Raw genomic sequence first — 24,655 nt, 5'->3', positions numbered from 1 at the left:
GTTTCTCATTTGATCAAGCCTGAGCTAGATGAATAGACCGCTCAATTTTTTAGGCAAGCAGGTCCAAACCAGGTGAGCAGACCGCACAGTTTCTCATTTGGTCAAGCCTGAGCTATGATAGGCCGCTATTTTTTGGCCTCCCGTCAATTTGAAGTCATGAAGAGGTGTACCATTTTTTCCCAGATCGCAAACTTTTGCCGCAAGGTGCTTGGCAAGGATGACAGCGAGCAGTCGGTGGAATCAACCCTGCCGGCCCACGTAGCCGGCCAGCGTCGTACCTTAAGCCGTGACCAGCACCCCATCTCGCGCAAAGAGATCAGCGAGAATGCACTCAAGGTGCTCTACCGCCTGAACAAGGGCGGCTATGACGCCTACCTGGTCGGTGGTGGAGTTCGGGATATTCTGCTCGGGAAGACGCCAAAGGATTTCGACATCGCCACCAACGCGACGCCGGAGCAGATCAAGGCATTGTTCAGCAACTGCCGCCTGATCGGCCGCCGCTTCCGCTTGGCTCACATCGTCTTTGGTCGTGACGTGATCGAAGTGGCCACCTTCCGGGGTCACCACCATCAGGTCAATACCAGCAAGCATGTGTCGGCCCAGTCGGATGAAGGCATGCTGCTGCGTGACAACGTCTATGGCACCATCGAAGAGGATGCCGAGCGCCGTGACTTTACCGTCAACGCCCTCTACTACAGTGCCCGGGACTTCACCCTGCACGATTTCGAGGGTGGCATCGAGGATCTCGCCCAGCGCAAGCTGGAGCTGATCGGTGACCCCGAGACCCGTTACCGGGAAGATCCGGTGCGGATGCTGCGCGCCGTGCGCTTCGCCGCCAAGCTGGACATGACCATCAGCCCACGCACCGCCGCTCCCATCAAGGAGCTGGCACCGCTGCTGCAGGACATTCCCGCCGCCCGCCTGTTTGAAGAGACACTCAAGTTGTTCCTCGCCGGCGATGGTCTGGCGACCTACAAGCTGCTGCGCGAATACGGGCTGTTCCAGCCGCTGTTCCCGCAGGTCGCCGCGCTGTTCACCCCGCACGGCAACTCGCCGTTCGAGCAGTTCATCGAGCATGCCCTGACCGACACCGACACCCGGGTGCGTGAAGACAAGCGGGTTACCCCCGCCTTCCTCTACGCCGCCCTGCTGTGGGGAGCGGTCGAAGCCCGCGCCCGTGTGCTGGAAAATGAGAGCGGCCTGCCCTGGCACGATGCTTTCATGCTGGCCATCAACGAAGTGCTGGACGCTCAGGTGCGCATCATCGCCGTGCCGCGCCGCTTCACCACGGACGTACGTGACATCTGGGCACTGCAGCAGCGACTGACTCGTCGCCAAGGCCGTCACCCAGAACGCGCCATGGAGCATCCGAAGTTCCGCGCGGCCTTTGACTTCCTGTTGCTGCGCAACCGGGTCGAACGGGGCCTGGGCGAGCTCGCCAGCTGGTGGGAGCGCTATGTGGAATCCAACCCGGATGTGCGCCCGCAGCTGCAGCGGGAAGCGACTCGTCGTCCTGCGAGCGGTGAACGCGCCCCGGCCACTGAACCGCGTAGCGGTGACGGTGAGAAACGTGGCACCAACAGCCGCAATCGCCGTCGTCCCCGCCGCCGCAAACCCAAAGCGGCCGAGTGATCCTCTGATGACCGAGGTCTTCGTTGCCATCGGCTCCAACCTGGGGGATCCCATCGCCCAGGCCAGGCGCGCCGTCATCGCGTTGGCGGCGCTGCCGCAGACCGAGCTGCAACAGGCCTCGCCACTTTACGGCAGCCGCCCCATGGGCCCTGCCGATCAGCCGGACTACGTCAATGCCGTGGTGCGACTGCACACCCGGCTCGGCCCCCTGGCCTTGCTGGATGAATTGCAAAGAATCGAGTTGGAACAGGGACGTGTGCGCAAGGACGAGCGTTGGGGTCCAAGGACCCTGGATCTGGATCTGCTGCTCTATGGCGAGCAACGCATCCAGCATGAACGCCTGACCGTTCCCCACTACGGCATGAAGGAGCGGGAATTCGTCCTGCTCCCTCTCGCCGAACTTGCACCCGCTCTGGTACTGCCCTGCGGTACCCCGCTCGCCGAACTGGTCGCCCGCTGCCCGCGCAATGGTCTCGAGATCATTGCCGACGCCACGGGTGCGTAGACGAGTCGATGCCATGTGCCAGATAGCCACCGCCCTCTTGCTGCAACCAGCATCACCCCGTCAGTCATTCACCGCCATCGCTACCCTGATGGGCGAGTAGGAGCAACGTTATGAGCAAGATCACCACCACAGGCCTGCTGAAGATGAAGCAAGACGGCCAAAAAATCACCGCCATCACCGCCTATGACGCCAGCTTCGCCAAGCTGTTTGACGATGAAGGCGCTCAGGTGCTGCTGATCGGTGACTCTCTCGGCATGGTGCTGCAAGGGGGGGAAGACACCCTGGGCGTCAACATGGATGAGATGGTCTACCACACCCGCTGCGTGGTGCGTGGCACCAGCAAGGCGCTGGTGGTGAGCGACATGCCGTTCATGAGCTACGCCACCCCGGAGCAGACCTACCAGAATGCCGCCCGCCTGATGGCTGCTGGCGCTCGCATGGTGAAGATGGAAGGGGGCGACTGGCTGTGTGACAGCATCCGCCACCTGACCCGCAACGGCGTGCCGGTCTGCGGTCACCTCGGCCTGACCCCGCAGTCCGTACACGTGTTTGGTGGCTTCAAGATCCAGGGCCGCGACGAGTTCCAGGCGCAGGAGATGTATCGTCAGGCCCTCGAGCTGCAAGCCGCCGGCATCCAGCTGCTAGTACTGGAATGCGTACCGGTCGCCCTGGCCGAGCGCATCACCAAGGCGCTGCGCATCCCGGTCATCGGCATCGGGGCCGGTCCCGCCACCGACGGCCAGATCCTGGTGATGCACGATGCCTTCGGCATCACCTCCGGCTATGTGCCCAAGTTCACCAAGAACTTCCTGGCCGAGACCGGTGACATGCATGCCGCCATCCGCCTCTATGTGAAGGAGGTCAGCGAAGGCACCTTCCCGGGCCCCGAACACTGCTTCAACTGATTACACGCCTCAGGGCAAGAGCGGGGGCACAGGCCCCCGCTTCGCTATTCTTACCTGGTCGATTTCGTCCCTCTCTTTGATATATCTGAAGGTGAATTGCTGATGTTGGTCGTTAATAATCCCGCCGCGCTGCGTGAGCAGATCGGTCAATGGCGCCGCGAAGGGCGCGTCATCGCATTCGTGCCCACCATGGGCAATCTGCATCAGGGCCATCTCACTCTGGTTGAACAGGCCCGCAGCCACGGCGAGAAGGTGGTGGTCAGCATCTTCGTCAATCCCTTGCAGTTCGACAAGGCCGAGGATCTCGCCAACTACCCGCGCACCCTGGAGCAGGACTGCGCCGCCCTGCAAGCCGCCGGCGTGGATCTGGTGTTCACCCCGACCCCCGAGCTGATGTATCCCCAGGGTCTGGCCAGCCAGACCTTCGTCGAGGTGCCTGGCCTCTCCGGCCTGCTGGAAGGCGCCCTGCGTCCCGGTCACTTCCGTGGTGTCAGCACCGTCGTCGCCAAGCTGTTCAATCTGGTGCAGCCGGACGTGGCCTGCTTCGGCCAGAAGGATTACCAGCAGCTGGCACTGATCCGCAAGATGGTGGCAGACATGGCCATGCCGGTGCAGATCGTCGGCGTGCCCACGGTGCGAGCCGACGATGGCCTGGCGCTCTCTTCGCGCAACGGCTATCTCAGCGCCGCCGAGCGCGCCCTGGCCCCCGAGCTGGCCCGTACTATGAACTGGATTGCCGAGCAGATTGAAGCTGGCGATCACCACCTGCCCTCTCTGGTGGCCCAGGCCAGCCAGCGCCTCGACAACGCCGGTTTCCAGACCGATGCCATCGACATCGTCGATGCCGATACCCTGGAATCAGCCAGCGCCAGCAGCGAACGGCTGGTGATCCTGATGGCGGCCTATCTCGGCAAGGCCCGTCTCATCGACAACCGCGTGGTCACCCGCCAGCAGGCCTGATCCCAGAGGAAATTGTTATGTCCAAGAAGGTTTATTGCATCGCCCAGTTCCAGCCCAAAGAGGGTCAGGAGCAGGCCCTGTTCCAGGTGTTGCAGGGGCTGGAGCCCAACACCCTGCGAGAGGATGGCTGCCAGCAGTACATTGTCACCCGCCACATCCCTAGCCCCTTCGCCGGTGGCGAGAGTTTCCCCATCGCCTTCAACGAGATCTGGCGCGACATGGCGAGCTTCGAGGCGCACTGCCAGCGTGCCGAGATCAAGGCGTTCTTCGAGCGCTATTGCCTCGCCGATGACGGCCTGGCGGCCAAGTGGAACGTCTGCATCTACAGCGACGAGCCCGAAGGCTACGATGCCCCTGCCCTCTGAAGCGGGCGATGAGCAAAGAAAAGGCGCCCGCAGGCGCCTTTTTCATGGCTGAAACTCAGTGCCGCAGCCCGGTGCCGCGGGAGATGAGCCACCAGGCCAGGGCGTAGAACACCACAATAAAGCCGATGATGATGAGGTAGGCGGTGCCGAGCGGCACGTCCGAGATGCCGAGGAAGCCGTAGCGGAACGCGTTCACCATGTAGATGATCGGGTTCACCTGGGAGACCCCCTGCCAGAACGGCGGCAGCAGGGTAATGGAGTAAAATACCCCGCCAAGGTAGGTGAGCGGCGTCAGCACGAAGGTCGGGATGATGCTGATGTCGTCGAAGGTCTTGGCAAACACCGCGTTGATCAGCCCCGCCAGCGAGAACAGGATGGCGGTCAGCAGCACGGTGAAGCAGACGCTGAACAGATGATGGATCTGCAGCGGCACGAAGAACAGCGACACTAGCGTGACGATGAGGCCGACACAGAGGCCACGGGCCACCCCACCGCCCACGTAACCGGCGATGATGACGTAGTTCGGCACCGGCGCCACCAGCAGCTCCTCCACGTTGCGCTGGAACTTGGCGCTAAAGAAGGAGGAGGCAACGTTGGAGTAGGCGTTGGTGATGACCGACATCATGATGAGGCCGGGCACGATGAACTCCATGTAGCTGAAGCCCCCCATCTCACCGATGCGCGAACCTATGAGGTTGCCGAAGATGACGAAGTAGAGGCTCATGGTGATGGCCGGCGGCACCAGCGTCTGCAGCCAGATCCGGGTGAAACGCACCACTTCCTTGGTCAATATGCTCTTGAAGGCGATGTAATAGGTGTTGGCGTTCATGGATTACAACCCTCTATCAGCAAAGTGATGCACTCAATCTTGAAATTCATGCCTTGCGACCCTCTTCCACCAGATTGACGAACAACTCTTCCAGCCGGTTGGCCTTGTTGCGCATGCTGAGCACCTGCACGCCCTGGGCGGAGAGTTGCTCAAACAGGCTGTTGAGGGACTGGCTCTTGTCCAGATCCACCTCCAGGGTGCGCTCATCCTGCATGCGGCCCTGAAACTCGGGCACATTGGGCACGGCGGAGCCGGGGGCCAGGTCCAGCATGAAGGTCTCGCGGCCCAGCTTGCCGAGCAGGTTTTTCATGCTGGTATTTTCAATCAGCCGCCCCTTGTCGATGATGCCGATGTTGCGGCACAGCATCTCCGCCTCTTCCAGGTAGTGGGTGGTGAGTATGATGGTGACGCCCTGCTCGTTGAGCTGTTGCAGGAACTGCCACATGGAGCGGCGGATCTCGATGTCGACCCCGGCGGTCGGCTCATCCAGGATCAGCAGCTTGGGCTCATGCATCAGGGCGCGGGCGATCATCAGACGGCGCTTCATGCCGCCGGAGAGGGTGCGGGCCGCCATGTCGCGCTTGTCCCACAGATCGAGCTGACGCAGGTATTTCTCGGCGCGCACCTTGGCCTCGCCGCTCGGCACGCCATAGAAACCGGCCTGATGGGTGACTATCTGGCTCACCTTCTCGAACTGGCTGAAGTTGAACTCTTGCGGCACCAGACCGAGCTGGGCCTTGGCATGCTCCAGCTGGCCGTCGATATCGTAGCCGAATACCTTCACCTTGCCGGCACTCTTGTTCACCAGCGAACTGATGATGCCGATGGTGGTGGACTTGCCCGCCCCGTTCGGGCCGAGCAGGGCGAAGAAGTCCCCCTGCTTGACGGTGAGATCGATGCCCTTAAGGGCTTCGATGCCCCCCTGATAGGTCTTTTTCAGGCCGCTGATTTCCAATGCGTTCATTGCAACCCCTGTGATGGAATAGCCCATCTCGAGACAGAAAAGGCGGCCAAGGCCGCCTGTAGACAGTCGATGGCGGGCGGCCATCCTGCCTTTGTCACTTCCGAGCCTGGCTTATTCTTGCGGAACTACCTTGCCGATAAACGGCAGATTACGATACTTCTGGGCGTAGTCGATACCACAGCCCACCACGAATTCGTCCGGAATGGAGAAACCGATCCAGTCGACCGGCACATGCACCTCACGGCGGGACGGCTTGTCCAGCAGGGTACAGATGGCCAGAGATTTTGGCTCACGCAGAGAGAGGATCTCGCGCACCTTGTTGAGGGTGTAGCCGGTATCGATGATGTCTTCGACCAGCACGATGTCTTTGCCCTTGATGTCATCATCCAGATCTTTGAGGATGCGCACGTCACGGGTGCTGTGCATGCCGGAGCCATAGCTGGAGGCGGTCATAAAGTCCAGGGTGATGGGCAGTTGGGTCTGACGGCACAGATCGGCCAGGAAGACACAGGAGCCGCGCAAGAGGCCAATCATGACCACTTCATCGGAACCCTGGTAACGGGCGGTGATCTCTTCACCCAATTTGGCGATCCGGGCGGCCACGTCGGCCTCGGAGATCATCACCTCGACAGTGTGTTTCATCACATACTCCATTAATGGCCAAAGGGTTATTGGCCGTTCATTAACATCAAAACCGAGGATTCTACCATTACAGCCCTAAGGCGTCAGGCATACGTGATGCTTTTATCGGCTTATTTTAATTGATAGAGTTAGCAAGCCTTTCGGCATTATCGGTGACAATACTATAAACACCATAATCAATAACTATTAGATGAAAAAACTATGGAACCACGCGCAGAAATAAGACGTCGGACCCGGCTTTCGCCGGAGGCTCGCCGTGATCAACTAATGGAGTGTGCCATCGAGGTATTCTCCCGTCGCGGCATTGGCCGTGCGGGACATGCCGAGATCGCAGAGCAGGCCAAGGTATCGGTCGCGACCGTGTTCAACTACTTCAACACCCGGGAAGATCTGGTCGATGAGGTGTTGGCCGAGATCGAGGGCTTTGTGCAACAAATCCTCGAGCAGGCTTATGCTGGCCAGGGCCCGGTCAACGACAGCATTCACCGTCACGTGAAGCTGTTCGTCGATGCCGCCTATGACAGACCGGACCATGCCAGTATCTGGCTGGAATGGAGTTCATCGGTGCGGGAAGAAGTCTGGCCCCGCTACACCCGCTTGCTGGACAAGGCGCTGGAACGCATCGCCTCCCACCTGCAAGCAGCTATGGACAGTGGCGAGATCCAGAGCGTGCTGTCGGCGCAGGATCTGGCCCGCTCCCTGACCGGGTTTGGCTATGTCATGATGCAGATGATCAATCAACCGCAACGCCCATCCCGGGAAGAGGTGACTGATTTCCTGTTCAAGTATGTGACGGCCCCCATCCAGGCGGCATAACCCGCCTCGCCAATAAAAAGCGGCGCCGGACTCTTGTGGTCGGCGCCGCTTTTGTTTGTCTGCTATCCGCTCACATCAAGGCTTGGCATAGCCCCAGCGCTCGGTCAGGCTCTGCTTGATACCGAGGTGATCCAGGATCCGCGCCACCATGAAATCCACCAGATCCTCGATGCTCTTGGGCTCGTGATAAAAACCGGGGGCCGCCGGCATGATGGTCACCCCGAGCCGCGCCAGTTTCAGCATGTTCTCCAGATGGATCGCCGAAAACGGGCTCTCTCGCGGCACCAGGATGAGCTGACCGCGCTCCTTGATCACCACGTCCGCCGCCCGCTCCAGCAAATTGTCGGAGGTGCCGTTGGCGATGGCGGAGACAGTGCCCATGGAGCAGGGACAGACCACCATCTGCTTGGGCGCCGCCGACCCCGACGCCACCGGCGAAAACCACTCCTCCTTGCCGCAAGCCACTATCTGCCCCTCCTTTGCACCATATTGGCGGCACAGATAGGCAGACAGCTCCTTGGGGGAGCCCGGCCAATCCACCTGCTGCTCGGTTTTGAGCACCACTCGGGCGGCCGAGGAGGCCAGCAGATAGACCCGATAATCGGCTTGTACCAGGCATTGGAGCAAACGCAGTGCATAGGGAGCGCCAGAAGCCCCCGTCAGCGCCAAAGTGATCTGTTTATCCATGTTAACTCGCGATCTTCTGCTGGAGGCGGGCAAGCAGTTTGTCATGAATACCGCCAAAGCCGCCGTTGCTCATGATCAGAATATGATCCCCCGGACGGCTCTCGGCCACCAGTTGCGCGATCAGCGCATCCAGCTCGCCAAACACGGTCGCCGGGCGACGCATATGACTCGTCACCTCCCCCAGATCCCAGCCGATATTGGAGGGCTGGAAGAAGAACACCTGGTCGGCGCCGTCGAAGCAAGCGGCCAGCTCTGCCTTGTGCACACCCAGCTTCATGGTGTTGGAGCGCGGCTCCAGCACCGCCAGGATGCGGGCCTTGCCCACCTTGGCACGCAGGCCGCCGAGGGTAGTCTCGATGGCGGTCGGGTGATGGGCGAAGTCGTCATAGACGCTGACACCGGCTACCTCGCCTTTGAGCTCCATGCGCCGTTTGGGGGATTTGAACAGGCACAGGGCGGCAATCCCGTGCTTCACCATGACACCGGCATGACGGGCTGCGGCGATGGCCATCAGGCCATTGTTGACGTTGTGCTCGCCGATGCACTCCCAGTGCACCTCGCCCTGCTTGACGCCATCGAGCCACACCTCGAACACCGAGCCGTCATCCGCCAGCTTGACCGCCTTCCACTTGGCGTCGTCCTGACCTACCAGCTCCACCTCGCTCCAGCAGCCCATCTCACGCACGGCGCTGAGATTGTGATCGGCCTGTGGGAACAGCACCCGGCCATTGCTTGGCACGGTGCGCATCAGGTGATGGAACTGGCGCTGGATGGCGGCGAGATCCGGGAAGATGTCCGCGTGGTCAAACTCCAGGTTGTTCATGATCAGGGTGCGCGGATGGTAGTGCACAAACTTGGAGCGCTTGTCGAAGAAGGCGCAGTCATACTCGTCCGCCTCGATGACGAAGAAGGGGGCGTCGCCCAAGCGGGCGGAGACCGGGAAGTTACCCGGCACGCCACCGATGAGGAAGCCAGGTTCCAGCTTGGCGTACTCCAGCACCCAGGCCAGCATGCTGGCGGTGGTGGTCTTGCCATGGGTGCCCGCCACGGCCAGCACCCAGCGATCTTTCAGCACATGCTCGAGCAGCCACTGCGGGCCCGAGATATAAGGCAGGTTGCGATCCAGCACATATTCCACGCAGGGGTTGCCACGGCTCATGGCGTTGCCGATCACCACCAGATCCGGCGCGGGGCTGAGCTGGGACGGATCATAACCCTCGGTCAACTCGATGCCCTGCTGCTCGAGCTGGGTGCTCATGGGGGGATACACGTTGGCGTCCGAGCCGGTCACCCGGTAACCGAGCTGCTTTGCCAACACCGCCAGACCACCCATGAAGGTGCCGCAGATCCCGAGAATATGAATGTGCATACCACTGCCTTTTCCAGTAAAGGGAGTGCGCATTCTACCAAGCTGGCAACGATTTGGCAGACCCAAGCAGCATGACGGACACCAAGTCTGTCGCAGTGGCCGCGAAATATGGTCATTTGTTTCGACATCGCTATAATATCGGCCTGCAAACTTGACTCCAACACGCAAAGGAAACGTCATGAGCCTGAACCTGGTACCGGCTGGCAAGAGCCTGCCTGACGACATCTACGTCATCATCGAAATCCCGCAAAACGCCGACCCGATCAAATACGAAGTCGACAAAGACAGCGGTGCCATCTTCGTTGATCGCTTCATGTCCACCCCGATGTTCTACCCGTGCAACTACGGCTACGTGAACGCGACTCTGTCTCTGGATGGGGATCCGGTCGATGTGCTGGTACCGACTCCTTACCCGCTGCTGGCTGGTTCCGTCATTCGCTGCCGCCCGGTCGGCGTGCTGAAGATGACCGACGAATCTGGCGAAGATGCCAAGATCGTGGCCGTTCCGCACTCCAAGCTGACCAAGCAATACGATCACATCAAGGATGTGAACGATCTGCCTGAGCTGCTGAAAGCCCAGATCCAGCACTTCTTCGAGCGCTACAAAGAGCTGGAAGCAGGCAAATGGGTCAAGGTGGAAGGTTGGGGCGACAAGGCTGCCGCCGAAGCCGAGATCGTCACCTCTGCCGAGCGTTACGCTGCCGCCAAGTAAGCGTATCTCTCGCAAAAAAGGCGCCTCAGGGCGCCTTTTTTATACCTCGCTGCGGGTGCTGACCCGGCATCACCCCGGCCGGATCCCCCTGTATATAGAGGTCGCGCCCATTCTGCCGATAGGGGCGATAGTAGTCATCACCACAGCGGTAGTCACCGCCTGCACCGCCTACCAGATCGCAGTTGACCGGCAGAACTTCCAACCATTTGACCGCCTGCTGGAAACGCAGCCACTCCTGCCATTCATGTTCCCGCGCCAGCTGATCCCGCAGGGCAAAGGTGTCCGCCGTGGACATGCCCTGATTGACGAAAACCTGCCCCGCCAGGGCCGGTAGCGTGACAGATATCAGCAAGAGCATCGAAATAGGCTTCATGATCGTTCCCCGTGCGACTTATTTTAAAAATTAAATTTAAAGCTTTATCAGACTATTACCAAATTCAATGCAATTGAAGTAATCCAAATTCAGCCGTCTCACCTAGTTGTTTATTATCTATCGGCGCAGGAGGCATCATCATGAAACTGGCACAGGGCCTGCTGTGGAGTCTAGTATTTGGCACTGTGGCCAACGCTCAGGAGGTCAGTTTCAGCTGGCAATGGCTGTCCGCCGATGGTCAACAGAAGCACCTGCAGCTGAATACGGATGAGCGCGTTATCTCCGCCAGTCGCCACGAGATGACCCTGCTCGACGCCTCTCTCAACTATCCGCTAGAGACTCTCTACTCCTATATCAGCCCTCGGCTCTACAACAGCATCAACCAGATCAACCAGAGCAGCCCCGAGACCGCCACCAAGTTTCGCAATCTGGAGCAAGCCTTCACCCTGCATGACGACAGCCAGGAGTCGACCCAGTTCTGGCTGGCCTATCAGCAATATCAGGAAGATGCCTTCTATGAGATGCGGGTACTTCCCTGCGTGCATCCGGCCAATCGCAAACTGCCCTGTGTGAGGCCCAATTACTCCCAGCTGTTCTACCAATTCAAGGGGGATCTGAAGCCGCTGGCCCAGCAGTTCTCGGCCAAGGATCTCGCCACCAGCGTGCATCTGCTGCAGGAGTGGTTGAACGCCATCCCCACTCCCCCTGAGCAGATGGATCACTTCGCCCCGCCCCTGCAGGCACTGCAGGACAACAAGGCCGACAGCGACGAGAAGGCGCTGCTGATGGCCAGCCTGCTGGCCGAGCTGGCGCCCCAGTACATGCTCAGCATCATCTATCCCAACATCAGCATCGGCAGCGTCTCGCCGGCCTGGCTCGCCATCACCGCCGATAGCGGGCTGAAAGGCGACACAGTGGTGATCGACAACCAACGCCATGTGTTGCTGACCGGCTCTCCTCTGCTGGCTCAGCAGATGACCATGGCCCAGATCCCGCTGGTCAGTGAACCGCTCTACTGAGTTCAACTCATCAAACCAGTTGATAACAAATTGATTTTTATCGACTGCGTGCCATCCTGACCGCCCTTGCGAGCAGAGACCTGCGCTTACCAGCAGCGTCACTCGAGCCTGCACCATTTTATTTAACACTTTTTAAACAGATCCGATCAGTTTAGGATGAGTACGCCCCCATTCCCTCAATCGTGAAATCGTTATAACATAACAAAGGAGTGTCATCAGGATGAAACATCTCGTACTTACCTTGGCGCTGCTGCCAAGCCTGGTCATGGCCCACAACATCAAGGAAGCTGCCCAGGTACCGCTGGTCAATATCGGCGACAAGGGCGAACTGGTGCTGCAGGACAAGGCGATCAGCTACCAGCCATGGCAGAGCAAGGTGCTGACTGGAAAGGTATTTCTGATCCAGCACATCGCGGGTCGCTCCAGCGCCAAGGAGCTGAATGCTCCCATGATCGAGGCGATCAAGGCGGCCAAGTTGCCCCACGATCAGTACCAGACCGTCACCATCATCAACAGCAATGACGCCATCTGGGGCACCTCCGACTTTGTGAAGAGCAGCGCCGAAGACAGCAAGAAAGAGTTCCCCTGGTCCGCCATGGTGCTGGATGCCAAGGGCATGGCCCGCAACGCCTGGGATCTTGCCCCGGAGAGTTCGGCCATCATACTGCTGGATAAAGAAGGCAAGGTGCTGTTCGCCAAAGACGGCCAGCTCGATGCCACCGACATCACCAAGGTGATGGGGCTCATCAAGTCCCATCTCTGAATCAGAGAGAAAGGGCGCTGATGGCGCCCTTTCCAAAAGGGTCTATGGGTCGTACCAAGCTGAAAATCTGGTTGTTGCTGCTCGGCTGGTTGTGGTCGCAACCGGCACTGGCACAGCATCCGCTGGAAGCGGATCTGCCGAGCCATGACCACCACTGCCTCATCTGCGCTCTCCACCTGGATGGCAAGCTGGCCCTGACGCCCACGCCGCCCGCACTTCCGTCACTGTTTGTCGCCTACCTGCCTGTCATCCCCGTCTTTCCTGTCGTAGTCAAAACCCCTTCACGCCATTACAGCATCCGTGCCCCGCCCGTTTTCATCGTTTCCACTACTGATTATTTTCCCTATTAATTAATGGTTTAAAAGGATTAACGATGAAAGCAGTCACCCTGTTACTGGCGGCCGCCGCCTTTGGCGTGCAAGCCAACCACGATGAACACGAGAGCCACGGCCACGGTGCTCACGAGCACGGTCACGGCCACCTCAATCTGGTGCTCGATGGCAACCAGCTGATGATAGAGCTGCTGGCCCCCGCCGCCGATCTGGTGGGCTTCGAGCATGCCGCCAAGACCGATGCCGAGAAGGCGCAATATGCCAAGGCCATGGCCCAGCTCAAACAACCGGATACCCTGTTCCGCCTCGATCCCGCCGCCGGTTGTTCCCTGACCCAGCAGGAGCTCAATGCCCCTAAGGACGATCACGACCATGACAAGGCTGACGGCGCCAAGGATGAGCACCACCACGAAGACGGTCACGCCGACATGGGTGCCATGTACACCTACACCTGCGCGACCCCAGCCAAACTCAGTGGTCTTGAAGCCACCCTGTTTACCGTCTACCCGAGCCTGGAAAAGCTGAGCGTGCAGGGCATCTTGCCCAGCGGTCAGACCGCAGCCGAGCTGACCCCCTCCGCCTACAAACTGAGCTGGTGATCCCATGAACAACGCCGTGGTTGAGATCCGCGATCTGGCCTTCTCCTGGCCAGGTGGCGAGGCTGTACTCGATCTGCCCGCCCTGCGCATCACGCAAGGAGAGCGGGTGTTTATCAAGGGGCCTTCGGGCTCCGGCAAGTCGACCCTGCTCGGGCTGCTTGCCGGGATCCAGACTGCCAACCACGGCACCCTGGAAGTGCTGGGCCAACCCTTGGCCCAGCTCTCCGGCCGGGCCCGTGATCATTTCCGGGCGGCCAATCTGGGTTACATCTTCCAGCAGTTCAATCTGCTGCCTTTTTTATCTGTACTGGATAATGTCACTACGGCGCTCACATTCTCCCAGGAGAAACGATCCCGCCTGCGCGGCAGTCCAGAACAGGAAGCTCGTCGCCTGCTGGGGGAGTTGCAGCTGCCAGACGAGGCACTGCACAGGCCGGTCCATGCCCTGAGCATCGGCCAGCAACAGCGGGTCGCCGCCGCCAGGGCACTGATCGGCTCACCGCCGCTGGTGATCGCCGACGAGCCTACCTCGGCGCTGGATACCGACAACAGAGCCGCCTTTATCAAGCTGTTGTTCGAGGAGTGCGACAAGCAGGGCTCGACCCTCATCTTCGTCAGCCACGATCCTTATCTCGAACCGCTCTTCCCCCGGGTGGAAAACCTGCAACGGCTCAACCGGAGGGCTGCATGATGATGTTTTATAACCAGAGCCTCTGCCCAAGGGGGCCACTGCTGGCTGCCAGCCAGCCATCCAGAACGCGGAGGTCGCCATGCTGAAACTCGCCCTGCAAAGCCTCTGGGCCCGCCGCCTCACCGCAGGCCTCACCCTGCTGGCCGTGGCCATCAGCGTCACCCTGCTGCTCGGGGTGGAGCGAGTGCGCACCGAGGCACGCGAGAGCTTTGCCAACACTGTCTCCGGTACCGATCTCATCGTCGGCGCCCGCTCCGGCCAGGTGAACCTGCTGCTCTACTCGGTGTTTCGCATCGGCAACCCCACCAACAACGTGGGCTGGGATGCCTATCAGGCCATCAAGCAGCGCCCCGGTATCGCCTGGACCATTCCTATCTCTCTCGGGGATTCCCACAAGGGCTTCAGGGTGCTCGGCACCAATGGCGACTACTTCACTCACCTGAAATATGGCCAGCAGCAATCCTTACAGATGCGGGAAGGACACCCGTTCGAGACGCCGTTCGAGGCGGTACTCGGTGCCCAGGTGGCGGAGAAACTCGGCTACAAGCTGGGTCAATCCATCATCCTCGCCCACGGCGCCGGCAACACCTCGTTCAGCCAGCACGACAATCTGCCGTTCAAGGTGGTGGGGATCCTGGCGCCGACCGGTACCCCGGTCGATCGTACCGTGCACGTGCCGCTGGCCGGCATCGAAGCCATCCACCTCGGCTGGGACACCGGTCGCCACAGCAAGAACGTCACCGCCGAGCAGGCACTGGCCCAGGATCTCACCCCCAAGACCATCACCGCCTTCATGGTGGGTCTGAGCAACCGGATATTGGCGTTCCAGCTGCAGCGCGGCATCAACACCTATACCGGCGAGCCGCTGATGGCCATCTTGCCGGGGGCTGCCCTGCAGGAGCTGTGGGGCATGATGAGCGTGATGGAAACGGCGCTCTCGGTCATCGCCGGCTTCGTGGTGGTGGCGGGCCTCATCGGCATGCTGACTACCCTGCTGGCGGGGCTCAACGAGCGGCGCCGTGAGCTCGCCATCTTGCGCTCCCTCGGCGCCGGTCCGTCCCATCTGTTCCTGCTGCTGGCGCTGGAGGCCATGGCCCTCACCACCTTCGGTATCGCCCTCGGGGTCGGGGTGCTCTATCTAGGACAACTGCTTGCCACCCCCTGGCTGCTCAGCCACTATGGCCTGCAACTTGGCCTGGGCCTGCCGAGCGCCTACGAATGGCAACTGCTGGGACTGGTGTGGCTGGCAGGCATGGTGATCGGGCTGCTGCCCGCCGCCCGCGCGTATCGCTACAGCCTGAGCGATGGCATGAGCATTCGAGTATGACGATATGGGACAAACCGATTCACCAAACCGCCCGCCGCTCGCGTCCATCACGCGCTACAGCCCGAGCGACAGTATGAGTATCCGGGTATGACGATAACCAAAGGAAATATGACGATGTGGCGAGTGCTGACCGTGCTGTTGGGAGTGTTGGCTTTGCCTGCCCATGCCGTAGATTACAAAACAATCGACTGGGATGTACTCATTCCAGAGGGTGAAAAACTGCTACCACCGCCACAGGTCAGCCACGACGGCAACCTGGCGTCGGTGCCGCAACCGGTCGGCGGGGTCAACAAGAAGCTGGACAACCAGGAGCTACGCATCCCGGGCTTCGTGGTGCCGCTGGAGGGAGATGCCAAGAAGGTCACCGCCTTCCTGTTGGTGCCCTACTTTGGCGCCTGCATCCACGTGCCGCCGCCGCCGACTAACCAGGTGATCTATGTGAGCTACCCCAAGGGGGCGCCGGTGGATGACCTGTGGGACGCCATCTGGGTGAAGGGCAAGATGCGCACCATCAGTTCCAGCCACGAGATGGCCACCGCCTCCTACTCCATGGAGGCGACCGACGTCAGCGTCTACGAGGAGTGAGCGCCTATAGCATCGACCGCGCCTGGCGCCTTGATAAACCATAAAATGGCCTCCTCTGGGAGGCCTTTTTGTTATCCGGCCTGCACATAGAGGACCGGGCCCCGCCTGAGGGATTGCTCGCCCGCCCGGTTGGGGTAACATTGAATACCAGCCTGATCCCCCCCTGCCATCACGGAGCCAGCATGGCCGATCTTCCGCCCCCCAAGAAAGAGAGTTCCATCTTAAGCAGTCAGGAGCAGACCCTGCGCCTGGCCCGCAGTCGCAACATCGATGGCATGCTGACTCGCAACAGCGACAGCACCTTCGAGCAGCGCGCCACCTTCCGCCAGCTGGCGGATCAGGCCACCCGTCAGCGCAACCTGGAATCCATCATGGTGATGGCGGCGCGCCACTGCGAGGAGACGGCCGCCGGCGGCGAGATGGACAGCGACTGGCTGACCCGCTTCCTGCAACTGGCCGAAGATATCAGCATGGTGCCCATGCAGCAGCTGTGGGGGCGGATCTTCGCCCTGGAAGTGGCGACCCCCGGCCGCTTCTCCATCCGCGCCCTCAGCACCCTCAAGGAGATGACCCAGCGCGAGGCCCAGCTGTTCCAGCGCATCTGCGCCCTCTCCTGCCACTATGAGGGCAGCGACGAGCAGCGCCTGCTACTGGGCATGCACAAGGGCGCCAGCCTGCTCAGCCGGGCCAAGGTCACCCGCATGGGGCTCGGCAAATACCGGATGCCCTACAGCGCCTTGCTGCTGCTGTTCGATCTCGGCCTGCTGCACCGAGGGGAACTCGAATCCGGCCCGTTGCCCGCCGATGGGGTCGAGCTGGCCTTCGGCAATCAGCGCTGGCGCCTGCGCCAGCGCCAGAGCAACCTCACCCTGCTCTACTACCGCCTCACCCCGGTCGGCAATGAGCTCGCCCAGTTGCTGCAAGAGCCGCCGCTGGAGGAGTACCTGCAAGACTTGAAGACCCTGCTGGTCACCAACCTGCAGATAGAGACCCTGATGCTGACCCCGACCGATGAACCACAGGGCCAGCCCTGACCCTGGCCGGGGCCCTTGCGGGCTCCGGCCTTCCCCCTTGTCAAATTGCAAAACCCCGCCGCCCATTCCCAAAACAGCTCCCAAAAAGCGAATCGATTCAGCACCCTGCCAACACCGACTCGCTTCAAGCTCCCTGCGTGACCGACCCTCGTCGGACAACGCCCGCTCATCCCGCTATTTTTGCCATGCTCCGCCACTCTGGTGCACCGCTTGCAGACAGCACTCATCGCCCATAGTCCCAGCCGGAACACCCCATGAGAGTCAACCAACCCGTTACCCAGCGTGAGCGTCTCTACCCGGCTCATCAGAACCTCATCTCCACCACGGATCTGGAGAGCCGCATCACCCATGCCAATGACGAGTTCTGCACCATTGCGGGCTTCGCGCTGGAGGAGCTGCAAGGGGCGCCGCACAACCTGGTGCGCCACCCCGACATGCCCACTCAAGCCTTCGCCGATATGTGGAGCCATATCCGGGAGGGCAAGAGCTGGATGGGCCCGGTGAAGAACCGCTGCAAGAATGGCGATCACTACTGGGTCAGCGCCTTCGTCACCCCCATCCAGGATGCCAGCGGCAAGGTGGTGGAGTATCAATCGGTGCGCACCGCCCCCGATGAGGCGTTGAAACAACGAGCCGAGAAGGTCTATGCCCAACTGCGGGAGGGGCAGCAGCCCCTGGCCCTGCGCCTGCCCACCTTCTCCCATGCCCTGATGCTCAATCTCTGCCTGCTGCTCAGCCTGGGGGCCATGATGGCGCTGGGTTATCAGCATGGTCTGAGCTGGCCGCTGCTATTGGCCGCCCTGCCACTGGCCGGCGCAGCCCTGATCGGCTACGCCCTCTCACGTCGCCTCAGCCGGCTCGGCACGCAGGCACGCCGCCGCTTCGACAACCCGCTGATGCAACTTCTCTACACCGGTCGGGTCGACCATATCGCCGCCATCGAACTCGCCATGCAGATGAACCAGGCCGAGTTCAACGCCGTGCTGGCCCGCACCCAGCAAACTTGCCAGCAGATCTTGCGCTCCGCGCAGACGGACTTGCACAACGCCGAGAGCATCACCGACAACCTGCAACAACAACAGGCGCAGACCAATCAGGTCGCCACCGCCATCACCGAAATGGCAGAGTCCATTCGCGAAGTCTCCCACAGCTCCACCGCCTCTTCCGATCGGCTGGACGAGACCACCGGCCTGTTCAATGAAGGCAATCGCAGCGTGCTGGACACCATCAGCGCGGTGGAGGGGATGCACAGCGAGCTGGTCACCTCCAAGGGAGTGATCAACACCCTGGCCGCACAGTGCCGGGCCATCGACGGCATCCTGGATGTGATCAACAACATCGCCAACCAGACCAACCTGCTGGCCCTCAACGCCGCCATCGAGGCCGCCCGCGCCGGTGAGGCGGGCCGTGGCTTCTCGGTGGTGGCGGACGAGATCCGCACCCTCGCCATCAAGACCCAATCCTCCACCGGCGAGATCCAGCAGATGATCAGTCTGTTGCAGGGCAGTGCCGGGGATGCGGAGCAGGCGATGGAGAAGGGGGAGCGGCTCTCGGCCAGCTGCCACCTCAAGGCCTCTGCCACCGGCGATGTCTTGCAGAAGATCAACGACATGCTGCTACAGGTGGCCGCCGGCAGCAGCCAGATTGCCCAGGCGGTGCAGGAGCAGTCCCAGGTCACCATGGACATCAACCGCAACGTGCTCAGCATCAAGAGCCTCGCCGATGACTCCAGTCTGGGCAGCCAGCACGCGGTGCAGGGCGTCATCGCACTGGTACGGCAGTTGAACGAACTGGAGCGGCTGGTGCGCCAATTCCAGCAACGCCCCGCCCCCCATGCTGCCAGTTCGGCCCTGGTCAGCGCCCAACCCCTACTCGCCCGCTGAGCCTCCGCAGAGGAAACCAGACCTAAAGACCGTGCGCTAACAACAAAGAAGGACCCCTGTCGTCACCGGCAGCGGGCCCATTTATATCTTGTGGGAAATGCGGTTCTGGCAGGATGGGTACGCCCCCGCCATCACTGCCCCAGTCTTGATGCCCTCACCATGACGTCTGCACTACACCTCACTCAACAGAGTGACATCCCGGAATTAATTGCCCCGTCCAAATACGCTACGAGCGTTGAGAAAGTAAGGGCGTTGAGATACCCCCACCGCTCGACCACAACCCCATAGCGGCTCAATTTATTGATCTTACCCGAGAAATTATCCAATTCCCCTTCCCTAACCGGCTCCGTTCGGTAACATAGCCATCAGGATCACCTCTCGTCAGAGTCAGCCATGTACCAGACCAGAGCAACACCGCAGGGAAAGAGCAGCAGGCTGGAGGCTGGAATTCAGGGGCGGTAGCCTTGCCTACTCTTGCTATGGCTAACACCTTTACAGTCATTCTATGATGGCTTAATTCTGAAACAAAAAGAGTACATCAAGCGAACAAGTTCTGCTTCAGGAGAGTGGCCGTTAACAGTTTTATTTAATGTATATTTTTCATGACAATTGTCATAAGTTATACAGTATTAGATGGAAATTGCTCATAACATATTTGCACTGCTCTCCATCTAGTCACTCTTATAGCGAAGAGGTGGAAAAATGGCTGAATTAGAAAATAGTGAAATCAAAGAGTTGTTGAGACGCACAAAATTAACAACAAAGTCAAGATATATAGCTAACGAAAGGCTTTCGACTCACCAAAAGGTCTCACAGTGGACAGTGGCATTTATATCAGCTGCATTGATTTTCATTCCTCTTTTCCAAGCATATGGAGTAGAGATAAGCATTTCTGAGAAGTTACTTAATAGTTTTCAAGCAATACTTGCAGTCATGGTGCTTGTATACTCTTTATTGCTTGGTCAAGAAAATTTTGTATCTCGCGCGGAGGCGATGCATCGGAGCGGCGTGGAACTTGGTAAATTCGCTCGTAAATTACGAGGCTTTCCTGAAGACTATAATAAATATTATGAACTAGTTGAAGAGTATTACAGTATATTGGAGAAATACGAAAACCACAAACCGATAGACTATCTTTTCACCAGACTTCTTTACAAACCTGAGCGGTTCAATGACTGGCCTTCCTATCTTTGGTTATACATTAAAGCACAATTTTTCATGTGGCTAGGATATACACATTACATAGTGGCTATTTCATTTGTTACATACGTTTTTTATCACCTTCTTTCAAATATAAAATAAAACAATGATAAATTATCTACTGAGAGATTCATAACACTTATTAGCTCTGGCTTGAAGCATTTTCAGTGCTTATGAAACGATATCTCAATCTAGGTGACAGAGATTATACCCACATTAATATATAACTATTTATATAAAAGAGATCAGATCATTTTGATATGAAGGAGTTCAAGGGTCACCACTCATATTTAAAAGAGAACGAATAGTACATATTATGACTGAAAAATAAAAATTTGTTTACTTCAAAAATAGCTAGACTCCCATATGTTAAGGTTCATCACGTTGAGATGCTGAAGGGTAAGGGGGAAGGTATAGCTGAAAATACCGTAACACTTTTCAAAAATTGTCACAGGAAACACTATTACAGATAACAATACCTTCGCTTGAACTCAAACGGGAATGAAATAAGGTATTCATTATTATTATCCGAGCATCACGTAATAGCCAATAGATCGGCGTGCAACCACTCCATTCGATGTAAGGAACAATGATGGTGCCAGGTTAATTAACAACAAGATGTGAGAAACAGAATTAGAATATATAGCGATCAAGTATAAGTATCCTAGCCTCTATATCTCTCTGAGGTGTCAAGCTACAGAGGTGTTTTAGTAAGATGTCGCTTAAGCTAATGCCCACGATTATGGAATCATATTAGAACGGTGTTATGAGCAAAGTAAATCAGTTAGTTATCAACTACCACATTACCGAAAAATGCAATTACGATTGCCATTACTGTTATGCAAAATGGGCTATGCCCAACGAGCTACATCGTAATTTGGATGACATGAAGCAAGTTCTTGCCAAGTTGGCAGACTATTTTTTTTCGCCCAATCCTATCCAGGATAAACTTCAATACCAGAGTGTGCGGCTAAATTTTGCTGGTGGAGAACCTTTACTACTTAAGCAACGGTTTGTTGAGGCGCTGGATTACGCTATTGAACTTGGCCTCAAAACATCCATAATCACTAATGGACATTTAATCAGCGACCAATTCATCGCCGAACACAGCCATAAACTGCAGTTATTGGGGATTAGCTACGACACGTGCCATTTGGAAGGGCAGCAACAGATAGGCCGGCTCACAACGTCAGGCAACGTTCTGTCCGCAGAGCGCTTACAATCTATTTTTCAGCAAGTTAAAAGCCATTCACCCGCCACAAAACTGAAGATAAATACGGTGGTAAACCTATTCAATGTCGATGAGGATTTTACAGCATTGATTAGCACACTTAAACCCAACAAGTGGAAGGTGCTGCGGGTGTTGCCGGTATTTGATTCAATTCAAGCCATCAGCGACCAGCAGTTTGCTTCCTTTGTTGCACGTCATCAAGCGCTGTCGCAGGTTATGTCGGTGGAAAATAACGATTCGATGACTAACTCCTATCTAATGCTAAGCCCCGATGGCGCCTTTTTCCAAAATAGGAGTAAGACACATGGATACTTTAAGAGCCCCCCTTTGCTGACCACCCCGATTGACCAGAGCTTAGCTGAAACCGGATTTGATGCCATCAAATTTTCCCAGCGCTATAGGGTATTGGAGGAGGAGTAAGCTATTGGGACATCGCGACTAACAGATTGGCAAACTGTTCCCATAGTCACAAACGGGCATGGTCTTGGCTCCCCCCTCTACTCCGCCGAGGGAAAGGTGCAAGATCAGGAACACTATCAGGGATGATAGCGCAACCACAGTGAGGCTGGACATTACATCTACGCTGTCCATTCGACCTTGTGACCGACTCGAGAGAAATCGTACGGCTATCTGATTGGCGAGAGTACCTGCTCGATTGATGGGCTCTCTTTTACCACGTAAATACAAACCACTCACCACAACCCGAAAAGCGTGTGGAACTCCGTAGGGATTGGGTACTAGATATATACTAGGAGTTGAACCGAGAACTTCCCACACTTGACGGTGACTACGTTTATTACCCTAATAACCTAAAAAACGTTCAACAGATAAATGGTTCCGGTGGCAAGATAATCGTTGTGGGGAAATAAGAAAAAAAGGGTAAGTGCTCCGCTTTATTAATGGAGTCGCTGCCAATAGGCAAAATAATTGAAAAACAATAAACAAGGGGGCAAGCGCCCCTCTGATATCAGTCCTCGGAATGGACAATCAACCTTAGTCAATTAACCTCCCCTGCCGCAGGGCGGTCAGCAACTCATCCACCAGCGCTTCTACCGGTTTGCCGGCGTTAAGCAGATGGATCTCGGGCTGCTCCGGCGCCTCATAGGCGGAGTCGATGCCGGTAAAATTGCGGATCTCCCCTGCTCTGGCCTTCTTGTAGAGCCCCTTGGGGTCGCGCTCTTCACAAACGGAGAGCGGCGCATCTACAAACACCTCGACAAACTCGTCCGCCCCCAAGAGACTTCTCACCAGATCCCTCTCGGCGCGAAACGGCGAGATAAAGGCGGTGAGGACGATTAGACCCGCATCCACCATTAATTTCGCCACTTCGCCAACCCGTCGGATATTCTCCTGCCTGGCAGCATCGTCGAAGCCGAGATCACCACAGAGGCCGTGGCGCACGTTATCTCCATCCAGCAGATAGGTGTGCTTTCCCTCGGCCGCCAGCGCCTGCTCCAGCGCCCCCGCCAGGGTGGATTTGCCCGCCCCGGACAGCCCGGTAAACCAGAGCACCAGCGGTTTCTGCTCCTTCAACTGCGCTCGGCTCTGCTTGCTGACGGCATGCTGATGCCACACGATATTACCCATCCTAACTCCTCGGTCACTCAGGTTCATCCACATGGGAAGGAGCCAACGAGTCCCCTCACCCTAACCCTCTCCCTGAGGGAGAGGGAATATTAACCCCCTTCTCCCTCTCTTTTTTAATCAGCGGGAGAAGGACTGGGGATGAGGGGGAAGATCTTCATCGTGCCCTCTCCCGAGGGAGAGGGTACCAGGCTCTATTGCTTGCCGCTGTCGTTGCCGACTGCCAGCGCCTGCCAGTGGGAGAAGTGCTTGCGCACCAGGGCGTTGAGCTCTATTTCGAACTCGCTGTACTGCCCTGCTTTGCCAGCAAGAGTCACCACCTGGGCCGCCAACCCTTCCACTATCATGCCAGCGCCGACGGTGACGTTGGTCAGCCGATCGATCAGGATGAAGCTGCCGGTGTCGCGGATATCCGTGTAGGGATCGAACGCCACCGGATCGGTCAGGCTCAGTTCGCACAGGCCTATCTCGTTGAGCTTCAGTTCGCTCGCGTCCAGCTCGTCCAGCTTGTTGATCTCGATGCGATGGCGAATGGCCTCCACCTGGCCACGGGTCTTCTTGGTGGCCAGCTTGATGTCATAGACCCGGCCCGGCTGCAGGGACTCTTCCCCCATCCAGACGATGTGAGCCAGCACGTTCTGGGTCACCTTGGGCTGGCGAGCGGCGTCCACCAAGAGATCACCCCGACTGATGTCGATCTCGTCCGCGAAGGTGACTGTGATGGCCTGACCCGGCAGGGCGTACTCCAGATCCCCGTCGAAGGTGACGATGCGCGTCACCTTGCTCTGCTTGCCGGACGGCAGCACCGCCAGGGTGTCGCCCACTCGCAGAATGCCGGATGCGAGGGTGCCCGCGAAGCCACGGAAATCCAGGTTCGGGCGGCTCACATACTGCACAGGCAGACGCACCGGGTGGCGTTCCAGCTCGCGCTCCACCTCGGCCGTTTCCAGCAGAGAGAGCAAGGTCTCCCCTTGATACCAAGCCAGCTTGTCACTTTGGTTGACCACGTTGTCCCCATCCAGCGCCGAGACCGGCACTATCTGGATGTTGTCGACGCTGAGATTCTTGGCGAACTCGCGATACTCGGCGCTGATGCGATCGAATACCTGCTGGCTGAACTCCACCAGATCCATCTTGTTGACTGCCACCACGAACTGCTTGATGCCAAGCAGGCTCGCAATAAAGCTGTGGCGACGGGTCTGATCCAGCACCCCCTTGCGGGCATCGATGAGGATGATGGCGAGATCGCAGGTGGAGGCGCCGGTGGCCATGTTGCGGGTGTACTGCTCATGGCCCGGGGTGTCCGAGATGATAAATTTGCGCTTCGCCGTAGAGAAATAGCGATAGGCCACGTCGATGGTGATGCCCTGCTCGCGTTCGGCCTGCAGGCCGTCTACCAGCAGCGCCAAGTCGAGCTTCTCGCCCGTGGTGCCGAGCTTCTGGCTGTCGGACTCCAGCGCCTTGAGCTGATCTTCATAGATCTGCTGGGAGTCGTGCAGCAGGCGGCCGATCAGGGTGCTCTTGCCGTCATCCACGCTGCCGCAGGTGAGAAAACGCAGCAGACTCTTGTGCTGCTGGGCGTGCAGGTAGGCTTCGATGCCCTGTTCGGTGATGGCGGTCTGAATGTGGTTGTTCATGTGTCGATCCC

The 24,655-nt window shown here is 58.3% G+C and carries 27 protein-coding genes; 19 read left to right on the top strand and 8 right to left on the bottom strand.

Going from position 1 to position 24,655, the window contains the following annotated elements:
- Positions 1-156 precede the first annotated feature (156 nt).
- From pcnB to BN1137_RS13435, 5 genes are all read left to right on the top strand, one after another.
- A complete protein-coding gene (pcnB, locus tag BN1137_RS13455; RefSeq protein WP_050719125.1) occupies positions 157-1,632 on the top strand; it encodes a polynucleotide adenylyltransferase PcnB in 1,476 nt (491 codons plus the stop codon).
- Between the two features lie 7 nt (positions 1,633-1,639).
- On the top strand, positions 1,640-2,137 hold the full coding sequence (gene folK, locus BN1137_RS13450; RefSeq protein ID WP_050719092.1) for a 2-amino-4-hydroxy-6-hydroxymethyldihydropteridine diphosphokinase: 498 nt from the start codon (positions 1,640-1,642) through the stop codon (positions 2,135-2,137).
- A 110-nt stretch (positions 2,138-2,247) separates the two neighbouring features.
- Positions 2,248-3,042 (top strand): 3-methyl-2-oxobutanoate hydroxymethyltransferase, encoded by a 795-nt coding sequence (gene panB / locus BN1137_RS13445; protein WP_050719091.1) that lies wholly within the window; start codon positions 2,248-2,250, stop codon positions 3,040-3,042.
- A 102-nt stretch (positions 3,043-3,144) separates the two neighbouring features.
- Positions 3,145-4,002: a pantoate--beta-alanine ligase gene (gene panC, locus BN1137_RS13440; protein WP_050719090.1), complete on the top strand. Its 858-nt coding sequence runs from the start codon at positions 3,145-3,147 to the stop codon at positions 4,000-4,002.
- A gap of 17 nt (positions 4,003-4,019) precedes the next feature.
- Entirely contained in the window at positions 4,020-4,367 is a 348-nt protein-coding gene (locus tag BN1137_RS13435) for a putative quinol monooxygenase (RefSeq protein ID WP_050719089.1), read from the top strand.
- 55 nt (positions 4,368-4,422) lie between these two features.
- Here BN1137_RS13435 and BN1137_RS13430 read toward each other — a convergent pair whose 3' ends face one another.
- From BN1137_RS13430 to hpt, 3 genes are all read right to left on the bottom strand, one after another.
- A complete protein-coding gene (locus BN1137_RS13430) occupies positions 4,423-5,196 on the bottom strand; it encodes an ABC transporter permease (RefSeq protein WP_050719088.1) in 774 nt (257 codons plus the stop codon).
- Positions 5,197-5,242: 46 nt separating this feature from the next.
- On the bottom strand, positions 5,243-6,160 hold the full coding sequence (locus BN1137_RS13425; protein WP_050719087.1) for an ABC transporter ATP-binding protein: 918 nt from the start codon (positions 6,158-6,160) through the stop codon (positions 5,243-5,245).
- Positions 6,161-6,271: 111 nt separating this feature from the next.
- Entirely contained in the window at positions 6,272-6,802 is a 531-nt protein-coding gene (gene hpt, locus BN1137_RS13420) for a hypoxanthine phosphoribosyltransferase (RefSeq protein ID WP_042653310.1), read from the bottom strand.
- Between the two features lie 201 nt (positions 6,803-7,003).
- Between hpt and BN1137_RS13415 the strand changes: the two genes are divergently transcribed.
- Positions 7,004-7,618, top strand: a complete 615-nt coding sequence (locus BN1137_RS13415) for a TetR/AcrR family transcriptional regulator (RefSeq protein WP_050719086.1) — start codon at positions 7,004-7,006, stop codon at positions 7,616-7,618.
- Positions 7,619-7,693: 75 nt separating this feature from the next.
- Here the strand turns inward: BN1137_RS13415 and BN1137_RS13410 are convergent, their stop codons facing one another.
- Positions 7,694-8,305: a flavin prenyltransferase UbiX gene (locus tag BN1137_RS13410; protein ID WP_050719085.1), complete on the bottom strand. Its 612-nt coding sequence runs from the start codon at positions 8,303-8,305 to the stop codon at positions 7,694-7,696.
- Between the two features lies 1 nt (position 8,306).
- Positions 8,307-9,674, bottom strand: coding sequence for a UDP-N-acetylmuramate:L-alanyl-gamma-D-glutamyl-meso-diaminopimelate ligase (mpl, locus tag BN1137_RS13405; RefSeq protein ID WP_050719084.1), 1,368 nt, complete (start codon positions 9,672-9,674; stop codon positions 8,307-8,309).
- Between the two features lie 178 nt (positions 9,675-9,852).
- On the opposite strand from mpl, the gene ppa reads away from it, so the two are divergent.
- Complete coding sequence (gene ppa / locus BN1137_RS13400; RefSeq protein ID WP_033128795.1) at positions 9,853-10,386, top strand: inorganic diphosphatase; 534 nt, start codon at positions 9,853-9,855, stop codon at positions 10,384-10,386.
- A 25-nt stretch (positions 10,387-10,411) separates the two neighbouring features.
- Here the strand turns inward: ppa and BN1137_RS13395 are convergent, their stop codons facing one another.
- The gene (locus BN1137_RS13395) at positions 10,412-10,759 is read right to left on the bottom strand and encodes a hypothetical protein (protein WP_050719083.1); all 348 of its coding nucleotides are present in this window, start codon (positions 10,757-10,759) and stop codon (positions 10,412-10,414) included.
- A gap of 140 nt (positions 10,760-10,899) precedes the next feature.
- On the opposite strand from BN1137_RS13395, the gene BN1137_RS13390 reads away from it, so the two are divergent.
- The 12 genes from BN1137_RS13390 (at position 10,900) to BN1137_RS13340 (ending at position 21,843) form a co-directional block, all read left to right on the top strand.
- Positions 10,900-11,778, top strand: a complete 879-nt coding sequence (locus tag BN1137_RS13390; protein ID WP_050719082.1) for a hypothetical protein — start codon at positions 10,900-10,902, stop codon at positions 11,776-11,778.
- Between the two features lie 220 nt (positions 11,779-11,998).
- Positions 11,999-12,541: a YtfJ family protein gene (locus BN1137_RS13385; protein WP_050719081.1), complete on the top strand. Its 543-nt coding sequence runs from the start codon at positions 11,999-12,001 to the stop codon at positions 12,539-12,541.
- Between the two features lie 44 nt (positions 12,542-12,585).
- The gene (locus BN1137_RS13380; protein ID WP_050719124.1) at positions 12,586-12,891 is read left to right on the top strand and encodes a DUF2946 family protein; all 306 of its coding nucleotides are present in this window, start codon (positions 12,586-12,588) and stop codon (positions 12,889-12,891) included.
- Between the two features lie 23 nt (positions 12,892-12,914).
- Positions 12,915-13,472 (top strand): DUF2796 domain-containing protein, encoded by a 558-nt coding sequence (locus tag BN1137_RS13375; protein ID WP_050719080.1) that lies wholly within the window; start codon positions 12,915-12,917, stop codon positions 13,470-13,472.
- Positions 13,473-13,476: 4 nt separating this feature from the next.
- Positions 13,477-14,163 (top strand): ABC transporter ATP-binding protein, encoded by a 687-nt coding sequence (locus BN1137_RS13370; RefSeq protein WP_050719079.1) that lies wholly within the window; start codon positions 13,477-13,479, stop codon positions 14,161-14,163.
- A 79-nt stretch (positions 14,164-14,242) separates the two neighbouring features.
- On the top strand, positions 14,243-15,490 hold the full coding sequence (locus BN1137_RS13365; RefSeq protein WP_050719078.1) for an ABC transporter permease: 1,248 nt from the start codon (positions 14,243-14,245) through the stop codon (positions 15,488-15,490).
- Between the two features lie 114 nt (positions 15,491-15,604).
- Complete coding sequence (locus BN1137_RS13360) at positions 15,605-16,075, top strand: DUF3299 domain-containing protein (RefSeq protein WP_050719077.1); 471 nt, start codon at positions 15,605-15,607, stop codon at positions 16,073-16,075.
- Positions 16,076-16,257: 182 nt separating this feature from the next.
- A complete protein-coding gene (locus tag BN1137_RS13355) occupies positions 16,258-17,109 on the top strand; it encodes a TIGR03899 family protein (RefSeq protein WP_050719076.1) in 852 nt (283 codons plus the stop codon).
- Between the two features lie 254 nt (positions 17,110-17,363).
- A complete protein-coding gene (locus tag BN1137_RS13350; RefSeq protein WP_050719075.1) occupies positions 17,364-18,992 on the top strand; it encodes a methyl-accepting chemotaxis protein in 1,629 nt (542 codons plus the stop codon).
- A 702-nt stretch (positions 18,993-19,694) separates the two neighbouring features.
- A complete protein-coding gene (locus BN1137_RS13345) occupies positions 19,695-20,294 on the top strand; it encodes an SLATT domain-containing protein (protein WP_050719074.1) in 600 nt (199 codons plus the stop codon).
- A gap of 233 nt (positions 20,295-20,527) precedes the next feature.
- A complete protein-coding gene (locus BN1137_RS23180; protein WP_157433748.1) occupies positions 20,528-20,665 on the top strand; it encodes an HNH endonuclease in 138 nt (45 codons plus the stop codon).
- A gap of 293 nt (positions 20,666-20,958) precedes the next feature.
- On the top strand, positions 20,959-21,843 hold the full coding sequence (locus BN1137_RS13340) for a viperin family antiviral radical SAM protein (RefSeq protein ID WP_050719073.1): 885 nt from the start codon (positions 20,959-20,961) through the stop codon (positions 21,841-21,843).
- A 573-nt stretch (positions 21,844-22,416) separates the two neighbouring features.
- Here BN1137_RS13340 and cysC read toward each other — a convergent pair.
- The gene (gene cysC, locus BN1137_RS13335) at positions 22,417-23,010 is read right to left on the bottom strand and encodes an adenylyl-sulfate kinase (RefSeq protein WP_083443453.1); all 594 of its coding nucleotides are present in this window, start codon (positions 23,008-23,010) and stop codon (positions 22,417-22,419) included.
- Between the two features lie 191 nt (positions 23,011-23,201).
- Positions 23,202-24,644, bottom strand: a complete 1,443-nt coding sequence (gene cysN / locus BN1137_RS13330; RefSeq protein ID WP_050719072.1) for a sulfate adenylyltransferase subunit CysN — start codon at positions 24,642-24,644, stop codon at positions 23,202-23,204.
- Positions 24,645-24,655: the final 11 nt, after the last annotated feature.

The sequence above is a fragment of the Aeromonas tecta genome (assembly GCF_000820185.1).
Taxonomy (GTDB): Bacteria; Pseudomonadota; Gammaproteobacteria; order Enterobacterales; family Aeromonadaceae; genus Aeromonas; species Aeromonas tecta.
The sequence above is the reverse complement of the archived record's forward strand: the minus strand, read 5'-3'. Positions and strand labels throughout refer to the sequence as shown.

What these genes read in the sequence shown, in the direction of transcription:
- BN1137_RS13385 (WP_050719081.1), top strand. Translation starts at nt 11,999, where the DNA reads ATGAAACATCTCGTACTTACCTTGGCGCTGCTGCCAAGCCTGGTCATG.
- BN1137_RS13415 (WP_050719086.1), top strand. Translation starts at nt 7,004, where the DNA reads ATGGAACCACGCGCAGAAATAAGACGTCGGACCCGGCTTTCGCCGGAG.
- ppa (WP_033128795.1), top strand. Translation starts at nt 9,853, where the DNA reads ATGAGCCTGAACCTGGTACCGGCTGGCAAGAGCCTGCCTGACGACATC.
- BN1137_RS13355 (WP_050719076.1), top strand. Translation starts at nt 16,258, where the DNA reads ATGGCCGATCTTCCGCCCCCCAAGAAAGAGAGTTCCATCTTAAGCAGT.
- BN1137_RS13365 (WP_050719078.1), top strand. Translation starts at nt 14,243, where the DNA reads ATGCTGAAACTCGCCCTGCAAAGCCTCTGGGCCCGCCGCCTCACCGCA.
- BN1137_RS13360 (WP_050719077.1), top strand. Translation starts at nt 15,605, where the DNA reads ATGTGGCGAGTGCTGACCGTGCTGTTGGGAGTGTTGGCTTTGCCTGCC.
- BN1137_RS13435 (WP_050719089.1), top strand. Translation starts at nt 4,020, where the DNA reads ATGTCCAAGAAGGTTTATTGCATCGCCCAGTTCCAGCCCAAAGAGGGT.
- BN1137_RS13340 (WP_050719073.1), top strand. Translation starts at nt 20,959, where the DNA reads ATGAGCAAAGTAAATCAGTTAGTTATCAACTACCACATTACCGAAAAA.
- BN1137_RS13430 (WP_050719088.1), bottom strand. Translation starts at nt 5,196, where the DNA reads ATGAACGCCAACACCTATTACATCGCCTTCAAGAGCATATTGACCAAG.
- cysN (WP_050719072.1), bottom strand. Translation starts at nt 24,644, where the DNA reads ATGAACAACCACATTCAGACCGCCATCACCGAACAGGGCATCGAAGCC.
- BN1137_RS13425 (WP_050719087.1), bottom strand. Translation starts at nt 6,160, where the DNA reads ATGAACGCATTGGAAATCAGCGGCCTGAAAAAGACCTATCAGGGGGGC.
- BN1137_RS13350 (WP_050719075.1), top strand. Translation starts at nt 17,364, where the DNA reads ATGAGAGTCAACCAACCCGTTACCCAGCGTGAGCGTCTCTACCCGGCT.
- BN1137_RS13370 (WP_050719079.1), top strand. Translation starts at nt 13,477, where the DNA reads ATGAACAACGCCGTGGTTGAGATCCGCGATCTGGCCTTCTCCTGGCCA.
- hpt (WP_042653310.1), bottom strand. Translation starts at nt 6,802, where the DNA reads ATGAAACACACTGTCGAGGTGATGATCTCCGAGGCCGACGTGGCCGCC.
- BN1137_RS13390 (WP_050719082.1), top strand. Translation starts at nt 10,900, where the DNA reads ATGAAACTGGCACAGGGCCTGCTGTGGAGTCTAGTATTTGGCACTGTG.
- folK (WP_050719092.1), top strand. Translation starts at nt 1,640, where the DNA reads ATGACCGAGGTCTTCGTTGCCATCGGCTCCAACCTGGGGGATCCCATC.
- BN1137_RS13380 (WP_050719124.1), top strand. Translation starts at nt 12,586, where the DNA reads ATGGGTCGTACCAAGCTGAAAATCTGGTTGTTGCTGCTCGGCTGGTTG.
- mpl (WP_050719084.1), bottom strand. Translation starts at nt 9,674, where the DNA reads ATGCACATTCATATTCTCGGGATCTGCGGCACCTTCATGGGTGGTCTG.
- cysC (WP_083443453.1), bottom strand. Translation starts at nt 23,010, where the DNA reads ATGGGTAATATCGTGTGGCATCAGCATGCCGTCAGCAAGCAGAGCCGA.
- BN1137_RS13375 (WP_050719080.1), top strand. Translation starts at nt 12,915, where the DNA reads ATGAAAGCAGTCACCCTGTTACTGGCGGCCGCCGCCTTTGGCGTGCAA.
- panC (WP_050719090.1), top strand. Translation starts at nt 3,145, where the DNA reads ATGTTGGTCGTTAATAATCCCGCCGCGCTGCGTGAGCAGATCGGTCAA.
- panB (WP_050719091.1), top strand. Translation starts at nt 2,248, where the DNA reads ATGAGCAAGATCACCACCACAGGCCTGCTGAAGATGAAGCAAGACGGC.
- pcnB (WP_050719125.1), top strand. Translation starts at nt 157, where the DNA reads ATGAAGAGGTGTACCATTTTTTCCCAGATCGCAAACTTTTGCCGCAAG.
- BN1137_RS13345 (WP_050719074.1), top strand. Translation starts at nt 19,695, where the DNA reads ATGGCTGAATTAGAAAATAGTGAAATCAAAGAGTTGTTGAGACGCACA.
- BN1137_RS13410 (WP_050719085.1), bottom strand. Translation starts at nt 8,305, where the DNA reads ATGGATAAACAGATCACTTTGGCGCTGACGGGGGCTTCTGGCGCTCCC.
- BN1137_RS13395 (WP_050719083.1), bottom strand. Translation starts at nt 10,759, where the DNA reads ATGAAGCCTATTTCGATGCTCTTGCTGATATCTGTCACGCTACCGGCC.